The sequence below is a fragment of the Actinoallomurus liliacearum genome (genome assembly GCF_039542035.1).
GTDB lineage: Bacteria > Actinomycetota > Actinomycetes > Streptosporangiales > Streptosporangiaceae > Actinoallomurus > Actinoallomurus liliacearum.
In genome coordinates, this window is sequence record NZ_BAABHJ010000023.1 from 132,792 (window position 1) to 148,298 (window position 15,507).

Consider the following 15,507-nt stretch of genomic DNA (forward strand, 5'->3'; position numbering starts at 1 on the left):
GGCCATTGGGCAAAAAAGCGGTACATGACCGCTTTATGCGCTCGGGGGAAATTCAGATATGTGTGGAGCGATCCGAATTCGCGCATATAGAGATTTCCGGCCCGCGCGAAAACGGCGTCCTGTCACCTGGAGGTCAAAGCGGGGTGGCGGAGGGTGGCCTCCGGCGGCGGGGTGGGTCACCATGGGCGAGGGGACCGTTCGCGGGGGTTGCACAAGATCGTCGGAGCGCGCTCGGGGGCGCGTCGGCGCGCCGGATCCACCCGAAAGGTCGCAACGCGACGTGGGGTATTGGTTTGCACTAACTCGACCGTTTGACCGGCGAAACTACAAATACTAGCTGCAGCCCTTGACCTCCTCTGTGGCATACGACACACTCGGTTTGTCGATAGCTGTTGGCGCAAACTTCAGAAGTTCCCCGGTTACCAGGGAGCACCCCATGTCTGCCGACGACTCGCCCGACCAGACGCCGTTCTCACTGCTCGCCGTGCTGGCGGCGCGCTACCCGGAGTGGACGATCTGGTTCGGCGATGCGACCGGCCACTGGTGGGCGCTCCCCCCGCACGACCGGGAGCCGGGTGAGTTCATCGAGGCTCCGACCGTGAAGGAGTTGGTCGAGTCCATAGAGGCGCTCAAAGCGCGCCCCCGAGTCCCCTACCAACGCGGCGCCCCGTCTCCGGGCGCGGCGCGGAGCAGGTTCCCCGCGGCCTCCAGGCCCGGCGGCCCGTTCCGATGACCCGCCGCCCGCGACCCGACGGGACCGCACCGAAGCCGCGGTCTCAGGTGAGCATTTGCCAGTCACGCCGCCTCCCCCTCCAACACCTCCGTGACAGGCGTGACTGCAGAGGGGCGCTCTCCTGAGGCCGCAGGGAGTCCGGGCAACCGTGTAGCCCCCGGCACGGTTGCCCGGACCTCCATCTCTTCACCTCCCGGGTCCCGCCGGCTACCTCCCGGGTCCCGTCCGCACCGGACCGCTCATGTCGTTACGCTCGCGGCAGACGTGTTTTCGGATGAGGACAGGAGCGGCATGAGGCGTTCACGACGGCGCACGGCAGCCGTGTGGGCCACCGTGCTGGCCGGCGTGCTCGGCCTGGCCGGCTGCAGCGGAGGCGGCGGCACCCCCACGACGAAGAAAGAGGTCGTCCGGGCGGCGGACACCCTCGGCCCGGGCGAGGGCTCGGTCGCCCTGCTGACGTGGAGCGGCTACGCCGAGGACGGTTCCAACGACCCTCGGGTCGACTGGATCACCCCGTTCCAGAAGAAGACCCGGTGCCGGGTGGACATCAAGTACGCGGCGAACCCGCAAGAGATGCTGCAGCTGATGTCCAAGCCGAACCTGCACTACGACGGCATCGCGGCGCCCCCGGAGATCGCCGGGCAGCTCGTGGCGGACCGCCAGGTCGTGCCGGTCAATCCCGACCTCATCGACGGGTACAAGGACCTCGAACCGGTCCTCCGCGCGCAGGTGACCAAGGGCGGCAAGTCCTACGGGGTGCCCTTCACATGGGGGGCGAACCTCCTCATGTACGACCAGCGGGCCGTGCACCAGGCGCCGGACAGCTGGGGCGCGCTGTTCGACCCGGCGGAGGCCAAGAAGTACTCCGGTCGCCTGGTCGTCCGCGACAGCCCGCTGACGCTCGGCGACGTCGCCCTCTACCTCAAGGCGCACCAGCCCAAGCTGCACATCAAGGATCCGTACGCGCTGACCGCCAAGCAGCTCGCCGCGGCCGCCTCGGTCGTCGCCGAGCAGCACCCGTACGTCAGCACCTACTGGCTCAACCCGTCCGACGCCATCGCCCCGTTCGCCGACGGGCAGGCCGCGCTGGCCCAGGCCTGGCCGTACCAGGTCGACGTGCTCAGCCGGAGTGGCCGCTCCGTCGCCGGAGTGACGCCGCGCGAGGGCGTCACCGGCTGGATGGACGCCTGGATGATCGGCGCCCGGGCGGACCATCCGAACTGCATGTACCAGTGGCTGAACTGGGTGAGCTCCCCTGAGGTGCAGCAGCAGGTGGCCGAGTGGGACGGCGTCGCCCCGGCCAACCCCGAGGCGTGCGGCCACGACCGGCTGCGCCCGCAGTTCTGCAGCGCGTACCACGTCGGCGACCGGGCCTACCTGAACAAGATCGTCTTCTCTCGTACGCCGACGGAGGACTGTGGCGGGAACGGTGAGGGCTGTACGGACTACGCCGCCTGGACCCGTGCCTGGCAGGCCGCCCGAAACTGAGTCCACGGCCCTGAGACGAGGAGACGCGCGCTCGGCCGCCCCCGCCGAGCGCGCGTCTCTCATCGGGCGCCCCGGGCTCCCCCCGGACCCGGGACGCTCCTTTCCGGTTAAGCCCTGATCTTCGCGCGCCGGCCCCGGCTCTGCTGGACCGGGATGCGCAGCGCCGGGGCGCAGTCGTCGCAGGCGAACACACGAGAGTCATCCGGCAGCCGGCCGACGTGGACGCGTGGTCGAGGCCACTTCTTGTGGCAGATCACGCACGCCTCGCCCCAGCGCTGCTCGATGGTGAGACCCTCCGGATCGAATGTCGGTGTGGAACGGGCCATGACGTCCCCCCAACTCCTCGGCTCCGTTCGGCCTCCTTTCTATCGGTGTACCGGTGAGGCGTAAGTGTGGGAAACCACAAGGCGGGGCAAAGCCTCGGAGAATTGCCGGGCGCATACGATTCTTCGGGATTAGCCCTGGGTTTTGGTCAGTACTCAACTGTCGTGGAAGCGAGCCGGAACTCCGATCGGCGTGTCCATTCTCATCCGGGCTGACAGCGGAGCGTGAGCTGTGCCATTCTGCTGACGATGCGGAAGTACGTGATCATGGGCGTGCCGGGAAGCGGTAAGAGCACCCAGGCCGCCGCGCTGGCCCGCGACTTCGACCTGGTCCAGATCAGCGTCGGCGACATCTTCCGGTGGCACGTCAAGCAGCACACGAAGATCGGCGCTCAGGTCCGCCGGGTCATGGCGGCCGGGGAACTGGTCGGCGACGACCTCGTCGAACGGATCGTGCGCGACCGGCTGGAGCAGCACGACTGGAACTACGGCTTCATCATCGACGGGTTCCCGCGCAGCCGGCGCCAGGCCGAGTTCTTCCTGGAGAGCTACGACATCGACGGCGTGATCTACCTCGACCTGCCGGACTCCGAGGTACGCCGCCGGGTCCTGTCCCGGCGGCTGTGCTCCGTCTGCGGCATGGACTACAACCTCATCGAGGACCGTCCGAAACGAGCTGACCGCTGCGACGTGTGCAACGGCGAGCTGGTCACCCGCGAGGACGACACGCCTGAGGCGCTCGCGGCCCGCCTGCGCGACTACCACGACAAGACGGACCCGGTTCTGGAACTGTTCCGGCGCAAGGAGTACGTCTTCGCCGTCGACGCCCGGCATGATCCGGAGACCGTGCAGCGGGAGATCCGCGAGCGCCTCGGCCTGGACGGGCGGCCTCCCGTCCGGCCCGCCGAGGACGGTCGGAACCGGACCGCCGAGACGGCGGGTTCCGATTGACGCGCCTGACGCCGCATGGCGGCGCGGAGGCATGAGGGAGGCCGCATGAGCGCCGCCGAGGACCTCGTCCGCCGCGCCCGCGCGGAGAACCCGCCAGGAGGCAACCGCTTCCTCGAGCTCCTGGAGGCGTCGGCCGTGCCGCGCGAGCGGCTGACCTGGCTGGCGGGGGAGCAGTGGCACATCGTGAGCAGCGACCGCCGCAGCTTCGCCGTCGTCGCCGCCCGGTTCCCCGAACCGCCGGCGGGCGACCTGTTCCTGGCGCTGGCGGGCGGTGAGGGCACCGCGCTGGGCCTGCTGACGGGGTTCGCCGCCGCCCTCGGCTGGACGGAGGAGGACCTTCGGGCGTACGAGCCGCGTCCCCTCGCTCAGGCCTACCCCGCGTACCTCGCGTGGAGCGCGCTGTCCGGCACGCGGAGCGGCCTCGCCCTCGCGATGCTGGCCAACCTCCAGGAGTGGGGCGCCTACTGCGGGCGGGCGGCGGACGCCCTGACGGCGCGGTACGGCCTCGCCGAGGAGGCCGTCGCCTTCTTCCGGTACTTCGCCGCTCCGCCACCCGGCTTCGCCGAGCAGGCCACCGCCGTCATCGAGCAGGGCCTGGCGGCCGGTGAGGAGCCGCGAGAGGCGTTGCGGGCCGCCCGTCTGCTGCACGCCTACGAGGCGGCGTTCTGGGCGGCGCTCGCCGAAGGGCTGTGACCCGGAGGGAGCGGCCGCGTGATGCCGAGCATCGCGGACACCTCGGCGAGCTCCGCCTCGAACAGCGGCTCGGCGTCGTCGAGTACGAAGTGGACGTGCCCGAACGCCTCCATCGCGACGAGTCCGTAGAGCCGGACCCAGCAGCCCACGAAGACCCGGATCAGGCCGAGCGGCAGGTCGGCGCGGTCGAGTCCGCAGGACGTGCTGAAGTGCTCGAGCTGCTCGCGTAGCCCGGCCGGGATGTCCTCGTCGGCCGGAACGGGGAACCGCTCGCGCCGCCACAGGTCGGTGAGCAGCGTGAAGAAGACCACGCCGAGACCGCCCGCCGAGGGGATCTCACCTTCCGCCCGCGGTTCGTAGCCGGGCGGAGGAGCGCCGAAGACCATCGTGAACTCCGGCCGGTGGTCCAGCGCCCAGCGGCGGAACGCCCGCGCCGCGGCGGCGAGGCGGCCGCCGAGGTCGTCGGCGGGCACGGCGTCCCGGGCGGCCTCCAGCGCCTCGCCGATCTCCGCCTTGTAGCTCTCGATCATGGCCGCGAGGAGGTCGTTCAGGCTCGCGTAGTAGCGGTAGAGCGCCGGGGCGGTCATGCCCATGTCCCGGGCGATGGCCCGCAGGGAGATGCCCGCGGGGCCGTGGGCCCGCAGGTGCCGACGTGCCGCCTCCTGGATCTCACGCACGGTGGCCTCGCGCAGGCGTTCGCGGCGGGTCGTCACACTTCTCCTTGACGTTAGTTAACAACGTATGCTTCCGTTTACGATGTTCACCGTAAACGCTGTTCACTTTCCTGATCGCTGTTACCACACATTATCTCGGGGAGCGGACCCATGCTCGAGTCATCCGGCCGCCTGATGCACCGCCGACGTCGGTGGGTGCTGGCCGCGGCCGCGGTCTTCGTCGTCATCGCCGCCGTCTGGGGCACACAGGTCTTCGGCTCGCTCAAGAGCGGCGGCTTCGAGGACCCGCATTCGGAGTCGGCCCGGGCCACCGCGCTCATCAACGAGCGGATCGGCCCGCCCGCCGGAGACCTGGTCGTGCTCTACGAGAGCGCGTCCCGCACCGTGGACGATCCGGCCTTCCGCGACGCCGTCACCGGAACCCTCGCCCGGCTGCCCCGCGACCAGGTCCGGGGTGTCACGACCTTCTGGAACACCGGATCACCGGCGTTCGTCTCGCGTGACCGGCACGCCACCTACGTCGCCGTGCGGCTGAGCGGCGCCGACGTGTTCGCGCGGGTCAAGACGTACGAGAAGATCCGGGACGGGTTCACCGCTCCGGGCCTGACCACGCTGCGCGGCGGCACGGTCGCCGTGAACAGCCAGCTCCACGAACAGACCTCCAAGGACCTGGCGCGCGCCGAGATGATCTCGATGCCGATCCTCCTGGTGCTGCTCGTGATCATTTTCGGGAGCGTGGTGTCCGCGCTGCTCCCGCTCGCCATCGGCGTCGTCGCCATCCTCGGCGCGTTCACCGTCCTGCGCGTGGCCGCCATGACCACGGACGTGTCCACGTTCGCCGTCAACATCATCACCATGCTCGGGCTCGGCCTGGCCATCGACTACTCGCTGTTCATCGTGACGCGCTTCCGCGAGGAGCTCGGCCGGACGGACTCCGAACGGGAGGCGCTCACGCGCACGATGACGACGGCGGGCCGCACCGTCGCGTTCTCGGGCGTTACGGTCGCCATCGCGTTCGGTGGCCTGCTGCTCTTCCCGCAGATGTTCCTGCGGTCGATGGGGCTCGGCGGCATCGCGGTGGTGCTCGTCGACATGGTGGCCGCCCTCACGGTCCTGCCGGCCCTGCTCGCGGTCCTCGGCCGCCGGGTCGACGCTCTCCGCGTGCTGCCACGGCGGCAAGGCGACCGGGAGGGGCGCGGAGCGTGGTTCCGGCTCGCGCACAGCGTCATGCGCCGCCCCGTGGCGTACGCGGTGGGCGCGACGGTCGTGCTGCTCGCGCTCGGCGCGCCCTTCCTCGGCATCCGGTTCGGCAGCGTGGACGTCCGCGCACTGCCGAGCGGTGCCGAGAGCCGTACGGTGGCGACGGCCCTCGACCGCGACTTCGCGCACGGCTCGGTCTCGCCGATCGACGTCGTGGTGACCGGCGGTGTGTCCCGCCCGCAGGTCGACGCCTACCTCGACCGGCTGCGCGCCGTGCCCGGGGTCGCCGCGGCGGAGGTCGCCGACACCGGCCGGGACGTGACCCGCATCGCCGTCCGGTACGGCGCCGACCGGCAGTCCCGGCCGGCCCGCGACCTGGTGGAACGGATCCGGTCGCTGCCCGCGCCGGGCACGGTGTACGTCGGCGGGGAGACGGCCCAGCTGACGGACATGCTGAGCAGCCTGGGCCACGTCCTGCCCCGGGCCGCCCTGTTCGTCGGCATGGTGACGTTCGCGCTGCTGTTCGCGGCGCTGGGCTCGATCCTCCTGCCGCTCAAGGCGCTGGTGATGAACGCGCTGTCGCTGAGCGCCGCGTTCGGCGTGATGGTCTGGGGCTTCCAGGACGGCCACCTCGCGGGCGTGCTCGGCTTCACCTCCACCGGCACGGTCGAGGCGTCGCAGCCGGTGCTGATCCTCGCCGTGGCGTTCGGGCTGTCGATGGACTACGAACTGTTCCTGCTCAGCCGGGTCCGGGAGGAATGGCAGCGGACGGGGGACAACACCGTCGCGGTGGCCGCCGGGCTGCAGAGCACCGGCCGGATCATCACCAACGCCGCCCTCCTGCTGGCCGTCGTGATCGCCGCGTTCACGACGTCGGGGATCTCCTTCATCAAGCTCATCGGCGTCGGACTCCTCGTCGCCGTGGTCGTCGACGCCACCCTCGTACGGGCGCTGCTGGTGCCCGCGACGATGCGGCTCCTCGGCCGGGCCAACTGGTGGCTGCCGAGCCCGCTCCGGCGCCTCCACGCCCGGGTCGCCCTCCGCGAGTCCGCCTGAGCCGCTCGGCGGGGGACGCCGCGTCATCCCGCTGAGGCCGCCTTGGCCGGTCGCGGCCCGCCTGAGCCGGGTCAGCGGCCGGTCTCGGCCCGCAGTCTCTTCTCGAAGCAGCCGCTTCGCACGAACTGCGGGCCGAACGGCTGAATGGGGACGTACCCGCTGAACTCGCACAGCCCCGCGTCGCGCGGGTCGATGGCCACGAGCCGCGCGGTCCGGCAGCCGCGCCGTCGAGCGAGGTCCTCCGCGGCCCGCAGCAGGAGCCGGGACACTCCCAAGCGGCGGAAGTCCGGCCGTACGTAGACGTGGCCGACCTCGGCGATCTGATCGGCGGATGACGGCCCGTTCCCATCGGTCCCCGCACCGCTCACCCAGCGCAGCCCGACACAGCCGATCAGCGTCATGCGGGCGCGGGCGACCAGGAAGGTGGTTCCCGGCTCGGCCGGTGAGCGGCGGCCGACCGCGCCGCCGAACCGGACGGCCGGTTCGGCGGCCTGCTCGTCGTGCAGGCCGGTCACGATCGGATCGTCGAAGGACGCCTCGACGAGCTCGATTCGCTCGTTGCGCTCGCTCATGCGGCCTCCTTCGTCGGCGGAGCGACCAGGGGCGCTGCGTTGCCGATTCGCTCACTGCGCTCGCTCATGCCGGGCCACAGTAGGGAATCGTTCGCCCGCGCGCGGGTGGTTCGCGGTCGGGCGTGTCGGGTCGGGCCGGATGCCCGGACGCGACCGGGCGGCTCGACGCGATGTGGCCGATGGAGGCCGGGTTTCGCGGTCGCGGAGAGACGGAAGGCGAGGAAGTCTTACGATTTCGGGTTGCGAAACCGGCAGCGCACGGACTTTAGAGGTCAGGAGCCCGCACCTTAGAGTGCGGGTGAGACCAGGCGACACAGAGCCTGCCAAACGAGAGGGTCCATGACCGTGTCAACCATCCTGAGCGAGCTCGAGCTCGAGTCACCACTCGTCGGCACGACGGTGACCGCGCACATCAAGGGCACCGGCCCTGACGGATTCACCTGCGCCGTCTACGACGCCGGCAGCGGACGGGCCTGGAACGCGCTCCTGCTGCACGCCGACACGTACGACCTGCCCGAGGGGACGCCGCCGCCCCCGCTGGCGCCTGGAGACACCCTCATCGCCCTCGTCACCGGCATCGCGGAGGGGGAGCGGGAAGGCGCGGAGCGGCTGCTGCTGTCGGTGACCTCGCCGGAACTGGTCGCGCGGATCCTGTCGGGGTTCGTCGACGAGATCCTCGCGGGAAAGGTCGTCATCAAGAACGTGGCACGGGTCGCCGGAACCAAGGCGAAGGTCGCCGTGGCCCCGACGACTCTGGGGGTCGACGCCCGGGGCGCCTGCATCGGCCGGGGCGCCAGCCGCATCAAGGGCGCGGAGCGGCTGCTGAACCGCGCCTTCGGCAGGGAGAAGCTGGAGATCATCGAATACTCCAGCGACCGGGCGACCTACCTGCGCAACGCGATGAGTCCCGTATCGGTCACCGAGGTCCTCGTCGAACGCGATGACGCGGTCGTGGCGGTCGAGGAGCACCAGCTCTCCGGCGGCATCGGCGCGGGTGGCCTGAACGCGCAGCTCGCCGGGCAGCTGACCGGCCTCTACGTTCAGGTCGTCAAGGCCGGCACCGACCTGCGGAAGGCGATGGACCGGCTCAAGGCGGATCAGGCCGAGGTGGCCGCGCCGGCTTCGGCGGACGAGGTCTGAGATCACATCCGACGATGCTTCCCACGGTCGTTCACGCGAAGGCGGGGTCCCCGCCCCGCGGTGTCGAAGATCTGAGCGGTGACGGTGAGGATTCCCTGGACCGGGAATCCCTCATCCTCGCCGGCCAGGCACTGACCTGGCAGTCCGTGTTCAGCAGCGGTCCGCTGACCGCGATCCCGCTGAGCGGGACGTCCGCCCTCCTCGTACGCCATGACGGGGAGACGCGACCGGAGGAGTGGCACGATCGGTTCGTCCTGGGCCTCGTCCATCGGATGAAGGGCGAGCTGTCGATCGCGGCGGTCACGGCGAGGCTGCTCGCCGAGGCCGCCGGCGAGAACTCCGGGGAGGACACCGAACTCCTCGCCTCGGCGATCGACGGGTTCGCCGGACTGCTCGGAGAGCTCGAGGAGGAGCGGAGGCCCGGAGGACTCGCGGAGCAGATGGTCAGGGACGTGCTCCGCACCCATGCCGCGCTACTGGGACTCGTCCATCAGCAGGTATCGGTCCGGCGGCATGAGGAGTACACGATCCACACCGTACGGTCGGTCTCCGCCCACCTGACCCGGAGCGAGATCGAACGACTGGGGCGGCAGGTCGGGCTGCCCTGGCCGGCCCGGCCGAAGAACGGAATCGGCCGCGACCTGGGGATGGCCCGGTGGCGCACCACCATGGAGAGTCAGCGTCACCAGATGTGGTGCCGGGTGGAGAAGAAGAACGTCCTCGTCACTGAGCTCTGGCTGCGGGGCCCTCAGGAGCGGTCGGAATGATGTATCCGTACCCCGTCCGGGTCACCACCAGGCCCTCGCCGAGTTTGCGGCGCAACCGGGAGATGTGCTCGGTGAGCGTGCGTGAGACGCCCCGGTCGGTGCCCCACACCTGCACCATGATCTCCTCCTTGGAGACCGCGCGGCCGCGGTTGCGCACCAGGAACTCCAGCACGGCGTACTCCATCGGGGCCAGCCGCACCGCCACCCCGTCCCTGAAGACCTGGCGCGCCGCCAGGTCGACCAGGACGGGCGAACGGCCGGCCAGGGCGGGCGACAGGTCCACCAGGTCGCTTCGCCCCCGGTCCGTCGTCCGGCCCGTGCCGCTACGGCGCAGCACCGCGTGGATCCGAGCGAGCAGGAGTTCGGGGTCGAACGGCTTCGTGATGTAGTCGTCGCCGCCGAGCCGCAGCCCGAGGACCTGCTCGTGTGGCTTGCTGCGCGCGGTCAGCAGGATCACGGGCGTGTCGTTTCCCTCTTCGCGCAGCTCGTGGATGAGGGACAGCCCGTCGATGTCAGGGAGGTTGAGGTCGAGCAGAGCGAGGTCGATGTCCCCGTTTCTCAGCGCCTGCCGGGCCAGCTCCCCGCTGGACACGGACTTCACCTGAAGGTTGCGCCTGCTCAAAAGGCTGGCGACCACCTTGACGAATCGCGGGTCGTCGTCGACGAGGAGAACCTGTGGCACGGATCCTCACAATACCCAATGCGATCTTGAACCCGACAAGAGCTGATCATGGCAGATGCCACAACGCGTGACAGGGAAAAGACCAGACGCATACGCTACGCCGTCATCCTCTCCCTGCTCATGCTCGCGGGCTTCGGCCTGACCGGCTCGCCGTACGACCGGATCGTACCCGGCCCGGTGATCCGGATCGATTCGCCGCAGCGGGGATCCTGGCTGGTCACGACGGTGGTCGTACGGCATAGCACCTGGTTCCGGTGGGCACTGGCCGAATTCAAGGGGGAACGCACGGTCCGGGTGCGCGGGGCGGCGAGCCCGGCGGCGAGTCAGTCGATGACCGAGGCGATGGACCGGTCGCAGGCCACGGCGGCACTCGTCGCCGCTCAACTCGCCGACGGACGGACACCGACCGGCAGCGCCGGGCTCCAGGTGACCGGGGTGACGGGAACGACGGCCACGAGCGGGCTGCACCCCGGTGACGTGCTCCTGGCCGCGGGTGACGCCCGGCACCTGGCACCGCTCCGCGACCAGACCGATCTGTCGTCCGCCACGGTGGACCCGGCGAACGTGAGCGTCCTCGTGGCCCCCAGAGCCTCCGGCGAGTCGCTGGGGACGTCCACGATCAAGCGGATACCGGCTGCCTCGCTCGCCGCGGTACGGGTGGATCCCAGAGTCGCCGCGACCACCTATCCGCTCGGCGTCGTACAGGGCCCGTCGGCGGGGCTGATCCTGACACTCGCCCGTGTCGACGCGCTGGGCTCGGGAGATCTGATCGGGGGGCGCCACGTCGCCGGTACGGGCGGAGTCGCCCTCGACGGCTCGGTGACCACCGTCGGCGAGGTCGAGGAGAAGGTGAAGGCCGCGATGGCGGCCCACGCGGACGTGTTCTTCGTGCCGGCCCTTCAGCGCGACATCGCGGTGCGGGCGGCGCGGGGCGGCACGATGCGGATCGTCCCGGTCGGCTCCGTCTCGGACGCGGTGAAGTGGCTGTGCGCCGCCGGCGGACGCTCTCCGGCCTGCGAGATTTCTTGAGAAAGGTGGCACCGGCCGGGCGCTGGTAGCGTCTGAACCACGGATGCCCATCGGACCGGAGACCAGATGCGGGTGCTCATCGTCGACGACGACCCCGGTGTCCGGCGACTGCTCCAAATGATCATGGAACGTGCCGGTCACGAGGCGGACCTGGCCGGGGACGGCGGCGAGGCCTGGCACCGGCTCACCACCGTGGCCCTGCCGCGGCTGCTGATCCTGGACCGGATGCTCCCGGACATCGACGGGGCCGATCTCGTGGCCCGGATTCGCGCCGACGCCCGTACCGCGGGTCTGCCCGTGCTGGTGCTCACCGCCGCCGCGGGCACCTCAGGCGACCTGGACGACGGCGCCCTGACCCGCGTTCTCCCGAAGCCGTTCGACCTCGACGAGCTCCGTGGTCTCATCTCCGCCCTCGCGGGCGGCTGACCGGCCTGGTCGGATTAACGGACGCGGGACCCAGAAGTCGACCTGCAGGCCGCCGGACGGGGCGGTCGCCAGTTCGACCCGGCCGCCCATCGCGGTCATCAGCAGGTCCGCGATGTAGAGCCCGAGCCCCGAGCCTGGAGCGTTCCCCACGGCGGGCGTCCGGTAGTACGGCCGCAGCACGTGGGCACGTTCGCCACAGGGGATGCCGGGGCCTTCGTCCGCGACGCCGATGACGCCGTAGGAGTCGACCTCGCGCGCCGTCACGGTGATCTTCCCGTCGGGCGCGTACTTCTGCGCGTTGCCGAGGGCCGCCAGCAGGCACTGCCGCAGCCCCCACGGATCGGCGCGTACGGTGCTGCCGGGAGAAACGTCGATCAGCGTACGCGCCGCCACCGACGGGATGGTCCGCACGGTTCGGCGTAGCAGCGCCGTGACGTCGATCGGTTCGGCCGTCATGGCGGGCGGCGCGGACGGATCCGAGGCGCCGACGGCGGCAAGGCCCTTGACGGTGTGGTGCATCATCTTGACGGCGTCGAGGATCGCCTCGATCGAGTCCGTCGCGTCGGGGTCGTCCGGTAGGAACGCGCCCAGCAGCTGGGCGTGACCGCGGACCGTGGTCAGCGGGCCGTGCAGCTCGTGCCGTATGGAGTCCAGCAACAGTTGCCGCGCGTCCCTGAATCTCTGCGCCGCACCGTCCGCGGCCGTGAGGTCGAGTCGAGCTCGTTCCCTCCCGATCTCGTGGCGATCCCACACGTCGTCCCAGAACGCGCCCAGAGCCCGGGCCGCGCCCGTCAGCGCCCCACCCGGCACGCCGGAGACCATCCGGGACGCCAGATACGGGCCGGTCGGCCGGGTCCAGCCGATCAGGAGAAGGCCCGCGTTCCGCCCGTCACCGGCCTGGATCCCGAGGTACACGCCGGCCCGCCATCCGTCCGGCAGCGCCCGGCGGGGGATCCGATGGGGGACTCCGTCGCGGCGGAGGTCCGCGAGCCCGCCGTGGTCATCCGGCCGCAGGCCACGGCCGTCGACCGGCACGTCCACCCGTGTGTCGCCGGAGGGCAGCGACATCGTGAGCACCAACCGGTCCGCGCGCGACGCACGCCGCAGGTCGTCGGCGAGCGGAACCAGGTCCGCGGCGGCCGTCCGCCGTTTCGCGGCCAGGCGCGGAAGCTCGAGCGGCGGCCGGGCGACGCACACCGCGATCTCCCGGGTGAGCAGCGCGTCGGCGGCCAGGATGAGGGCCCCGCAGGCGACGAGCGCCAACACTCCCCAGACACCGATTTCGAGCACCGCCGTGATCACCACACTCATGGTAGTGCCGAGAGAAATCATGGGGAGGCTGTCCCGTGACCCAGGGCCGATCACCGGGAAAAGGGAACCGGCCCCTTGACCACCATGAAGGTGGCGGGGGCCGGGCCGTTGAGCCGCCGGTACGGCGGTGGTTCAGCGCGAGGAGACGAGCTTGCCCAGGAGGTCGAGGATCCTCCCGAAGACGGTCAGCTCCCACTCCTTGGCGCGCCTCTTCCCGCGGGTCTCCTTGACGACCTTGTGCTGCCGCCGGAGCGCCTCCAGCAAGGCGTCGCGGGCCTCCCTGGCGGCCACCTCGGCCTCCGCGGCGGCCTTGAAGTCCGCCGCGGCCTCGACGTCCTTGGCCGCGGCCTCGCGAGCGGCTGCGAGCTCCCTCTCGGCGGCGGTGACCCGATCGGCCGCGGCTTCGTGAGCGGCGACGAGCTTGCGGTCCGCCTTGAGGATCAGCTTCGCGGGCTGGGTGGCCTCGGTGTCGGTCGCCTGTCCTTTGTCAGCCATGGCCGACCTCTCCTTCGTTGTAGTCGCCGGGTGTGGTGCTGTGTCCGGCGCGGACTCTTGTCGAGGCCTACTGTCCGTGGGGTGCCGCTCACCGCAACCAGGTATGGGCGCGAATTCCGCCCGTGTCCGCCGAGGGGCGGTGCGACCTCCGCGGCGATCTCTCGTACGTGACGCTTGGGGTCGCGTTCACCTGAAGTTCTCTTGCCGCGCGGGCGTCCCTGCGGACCGTCACTGTGGGCGCTGCGACGCACTCTTCTTCGGCATCGATGGCCGGAAGCAGTGCAGTGCAGACCCCGCGCATCGCATAAAGCGTGCGCGACGACACGGACAAGAAAGCACCGAAATGAAAAATAACAGGGGAGAAATCCCTCCGCTGCCGAACCGGCTCCTCGGCCGGATCGGCTCCGCCTGCGGGTTGGTCATCCACCACCCGCGTCGTGCGGTCAACTGGCTCCTCGGCGCACTGGCCGGGGCGGTATGGCTGGTGGCCGCCACCGCTCACCTGGGCGGGTCGGTGAGCCAGAAGGCCGGGACGGCCGTCATGCAGCCGCTGACGGCGAGCCACGCGCTGGCGGCCATCCAGGCCACCACCATCTCCTACGTGTTCAGCACGCCGATCGCCATCGCGCTGCTGTTCGCCGGGAAACGCTGGATCAACGAAAAGCCCCTGCGCGGAGCCAAGCCGCTCACCGAGCGGCGCGACAAGGTGATCAAGGGGCTGGAGCACCGCACCGAGGGGATGCCCGTGGTGCACACGCTCCTGCGCCGCTTCAAGGCCTGGGAGGAGAAGAAGGAGCACCGCTGGGTCCTGACGGTCCTGCCGTTCCTGGCGGCCTGGTACGGCGCCGGCCTGCTGGCCTCGTACTACACGATCAAGTTGCCGTTCGCGAGCGGCAACGCGATCACCGCCATGGGCGGGATCACCATGTCCGTGGTGATCGCGGCCCTGGCTCTCCGCGGACTGCCGCTCGTCGGACTGCCGCTTCCCAGCGGCGGCCTGATCACGAAACTCCGTTCGATCGACAAGGCCATGCTGATCGAGTGGCGGAACCGCAACAAGGCGAACCTGATCGAGTGGTGGGACACGAAGAAGATCCTCTCCCTCGTCCTGCCGCTCGGGTCGGCCGCCGGGGCGATCATGATGATCCCCTGGGGCCAGCACATCGACGGTATGGCACTGCTGGCCGCCCTGGGCGGCGCGGTGTGCTCAGCCGTCATGATCGGGGCAGGAAAGGCGATGGCCCACGCGGGCATCCAGCTCAAGGGAACGGTCATCTCGATGGTGGCCGGCCTGATCATCGGAGCGCCCTCCCTCCTCACGGTCCACTGGACCTGGGAGGTCTTCACGCGGGGGCTCATCGCGGGCTTCCTCTCGGTCGCCGGGGCGGTCCTGTACTACGTCTCGCAGGGGCCGCTCCACCTGCCCAAGAGGATGGCCGGCCTCCTGTCGGCCAACGGACCGGTGCTCAGCAGTCTGGTGGGTCTGGTGATCCTGAATCAGGCCCTGGGCGCATCGGTCGTGACCGGGATCTGCACGATCTTCGCGGTCTCGGTCCTCAGCGCAACCCTCACCGGTTCGAAGGAAGAGCTGGCCAGGGAGAAGCAGAAGCACCACGCCTTCAGGGACGAGGACATGACGCCGGGTGGTGACCCCGGGTGGCCGGTCTTCGACGACGACGAGGACGTGGAGGAGGAGAAGGAGAAGCAGCCGAAGCCGCAGCGGAAGGCGAAGTCCTGGCGCAAGCGGCGCGGGTACGACAAGGCGCACGCCCGGGGGCGCGAGAACACCCAGGTGGGCGCGAAGGGCCGTCGGCCCAAGAACGCCCGCAAGAAGTGACTGAAGGCACGAGCCGGAAGTGAACAGCAGCCCCGGGGGGTGATCTCCCGGGGCTGAGCCCTGTTCGGGGTATCCGCGTGTCCCGATACGCGCCCCCAACAACGCGAAGCCCCGGGTTTCCCCGGGGCCT

Annotated in this window: 16 protein-coding genes; 10 read left to right on the plus strand and 6 right to left on the minus strand. The window is 70.4% G+C overall.

Features of this window, described 5'->3' with window-relative positions; translation table 11 throughout:
- Positions 1 to 436 precede the first annotated feature (436 nt).
- The gene (locus ABD978_RS28725; protein WP_345361369.1) at positions 437 to 733 is read left to right on the plus strand and encodes a hypothetical protein; all 297 of its coding nucleotides are present in this window, start codon (positions 437 to 439) and stop codon (positions 731 to 733) included.
- A 291-nt stretch (positions 734 to 1,024) separates the two neighbouring features.
- On the plus strand, positions 1,025 to 2,221 hold the full coding sequence (locus ABD978_RS28730) for an extracellular solute-binding protein (RefSeq protein WP_345361372.1): 1,197 nt from the start codon (positions 1,025 to 1,027) through the stop codon (positions 2,219 to 2,221).
- Positions 2,222 to 2,328: 107 nt separating this feature from the next.
- On the opposite strand, the gene ABD978_RS28735 is transcribed toward ABD978_RS28730, so the two are convergent.
- Complete coding sequence (locus tag ABD978_RS28735) at positions 2,329 to 2,547, minus strand: hypothetical protein (protein ID WP_345361375.1); 219 nt, start codon at positions 2,545 to 2,547, stop codon at positions 2,329 to 2,331.
- Between the two features lie 246 nt (positions 2,548 to 2,793).
- Between ABD978_RS28735 and ABD978_RS28740 the strand changes: the two genes are divergently transcribed.
- Together ABD978_RS28740 and ABD978_RS28745 are read left to right on the plus strand one after the other, a co-directional pair.
- Positions 2,794 to 3,495, plus strand: a complete 702-nt coding sequence (locus ABD978_RS28740) for an adenylate kinase family protein (RefSeq protein ID WP_345361378.1) — start codon at positions 2,794 to 2,796, stop codon at positions 3,493 to 3,495.
- A gap of 45 nt (positions 3,496 to 3,540) precedes the next feature.
- The gene (locus tag ABD978_RS28745) at positions 3,541 to 4,188 is read left to right on the plus strand and encodes a thiaminase II/PqqC family protein (protein WP_345361381.1); all 648 of its coding nucleotides are present in this window, start codon (positions 3,541 to 3,543) and stop codon (positions 4,186 to 4,188) included.
- Here the strand turns inward: ABD978_RS28745 and ABD978_RS28750 are convergent.
- A complete protein-coding gene (locus ABD978_RS28750) occupies positions 4,146 to 4,901 on the minus strand; it encodes a TetR/AcrR family transcriptional regulator (RefSeq protein WP_345361384.1) in 756 nt (251 codons plus the stop codon). The two genes, ABD978_RS28745 and ABD978_RS28750, sit on opposite strands and share 43 nt — an antisense overlap.
- 111 nt (positions 4,902 to 5,012) lie before the next feature.
- Between ABD978_RS28750 and ABD978_RS28755 the strand changes: the two genes are divergently transcribed.
- On the plus strand, positions 5,013 to 7,118 hold the full coding sequence (locus ABD978_RS28755) for an MMPL family transporter (protein WP_345361387.1): 2,106 nt from the start codon (positions 5,013 to 5,015) through the stop codon (positions 7,116 to 7,118).
- 71 nt (positions 7,119 to 7,189) lie between these two features.
- Here ABD978_RS28755 and ABD978_RS28760 read toward each other — a convergent pair whose 3' ends face one another.
- Positions 7,190 to 7,690, minus strand: coding sequence for a GNAT family N-acetyltransferase (locus tag ABD978_RS28760; protein WP_345361390.1), 501 nt, complete (start codon positions 7,688 to 7,690; stop codon positions 7,190 to 7,192).
- Positions 7,691 to 8,029: 339 nt separating this feature from the next.
- On the opposite strand from ABD978_RS28760, the gene ABD978_RS28765 reads away from it, so the two are divergent.
- Both ABD978_RS28765 and ABD978_RS28770 read left to right on the plus strand, forming a co-directional pair.
- Positions 8,030 to 8,830, plus strand: a complete 801-nt coding sequence (locus tag ABD978_RS28765; protein WP_345361393.1) for a hypothetical protein — start codon at positions 8,030 to 8,032, stop codon at positions 8,828 to 8,830.
- 14 nt (positions 8,831 to 8,844) lie between these two features.
- Positions 8,845 to 9,597 (plus strand): hypothetical protein, encoded by a 753-nt coding sequence (locus ABD978_RS28770; protein ID WP_345361396.1) that lies wholly within the window; start codon positions 8,845 to 8,847, stop codon positions 9,595 to 9,597.
- Here ABD978_RS28770 and ABD978_RS28775 read toward each other — a convergent pair.
- Positions 9,554 to 10,279, minus strand: coding sequence for a response regulator transcription factor (locus ABD978_RS28775; protein WP_345361399.1), 726 nt, complete (start codon positions 10,277 to 10,279; stop codon positions 9,554 to 9,556). The two genes, ABD978_RS28770 and ABD978_RS28775, sit on opposite strands and share 44 nt — an antisense overlap.
- A 48-nt stretch (positions 10,280 to 10,327) precedes the next feature.
- Between ABD978_RS28775 and ABD978_RS28780 the strand changes: the two genes are divergently transcribed.
- Both ABD978_RS28780 and ABD978_RS28785 read left to right on the plus strand, forming a co-directional pair.
- Positions 10,328 to 11,308, plus strand: a complete 981-nt coding sequence (locus tag ABD978_RS28780; protein ID WP_345361402.1) for a S16 family serine protease — start codon at positions 10,328 to 10,330, stop codon at positions 11,306 to 11,308.
- A gap of 66 nt (positions 11,309 to 11,374) precedes the next feature.
- A complete protein-coding gene (locus tag ABD978_RS28785) occupies positions 11,375 to 11,734 on the plus strand; it encodes a response regulator (RefSeq protein WP_345361405.1) in 360 nt (119 codons plus the stop codon).
- Here the strand turns inward: ABD978_RS28785 and ABD978_RS28790 are convergent.
- On the minus strand, positions 11,636 to 13,036 hold the full coding sequence (locus tag ABD978_RS28790) for a sensor histidine kinase (RefSeq protein ID WP_345361408.1): 1,401 nt from the start codon (positions 13,034 to 13,036) through the stop codon (positions 11,636 to 11,638). The two genes, ABD978_RS28785 and ABD978_RS28790, sit on opposite strands and share 99 nt — an antisense overlap.
- A 141-nt stretch (positions 13,037 to 13,177) precedes the next feature.
- Entirely contained in the window at positions 13,178 to 13,540 is a 363-nt protein-coding gene (locus ABD978_RS28795) for a hypothetical protein (RefSeq protein ID WP_345361411.1), read from the minus strand.
- Positions 13,541 to 13,883: 343 nt separating this feature from the next.
- Between ABD978_RS28795 and ABD978_RS28800 the strand changes: the two genes are divergently transcribed.
- Positions 13,884 to 15,377 (plus strand): DMT family transporter, encoded by a 1,494-nt coding sequence (locus tag ABD978_RS28800; protein WP_345361414.1) that lies wholly within the window; start codon positions 13,884 to 13,886, stop codon positions 15,375 to 15,377.
- The last annotated feature ends 130 nt before the right edge of the window (positions 15,378 to 15,507 follow it).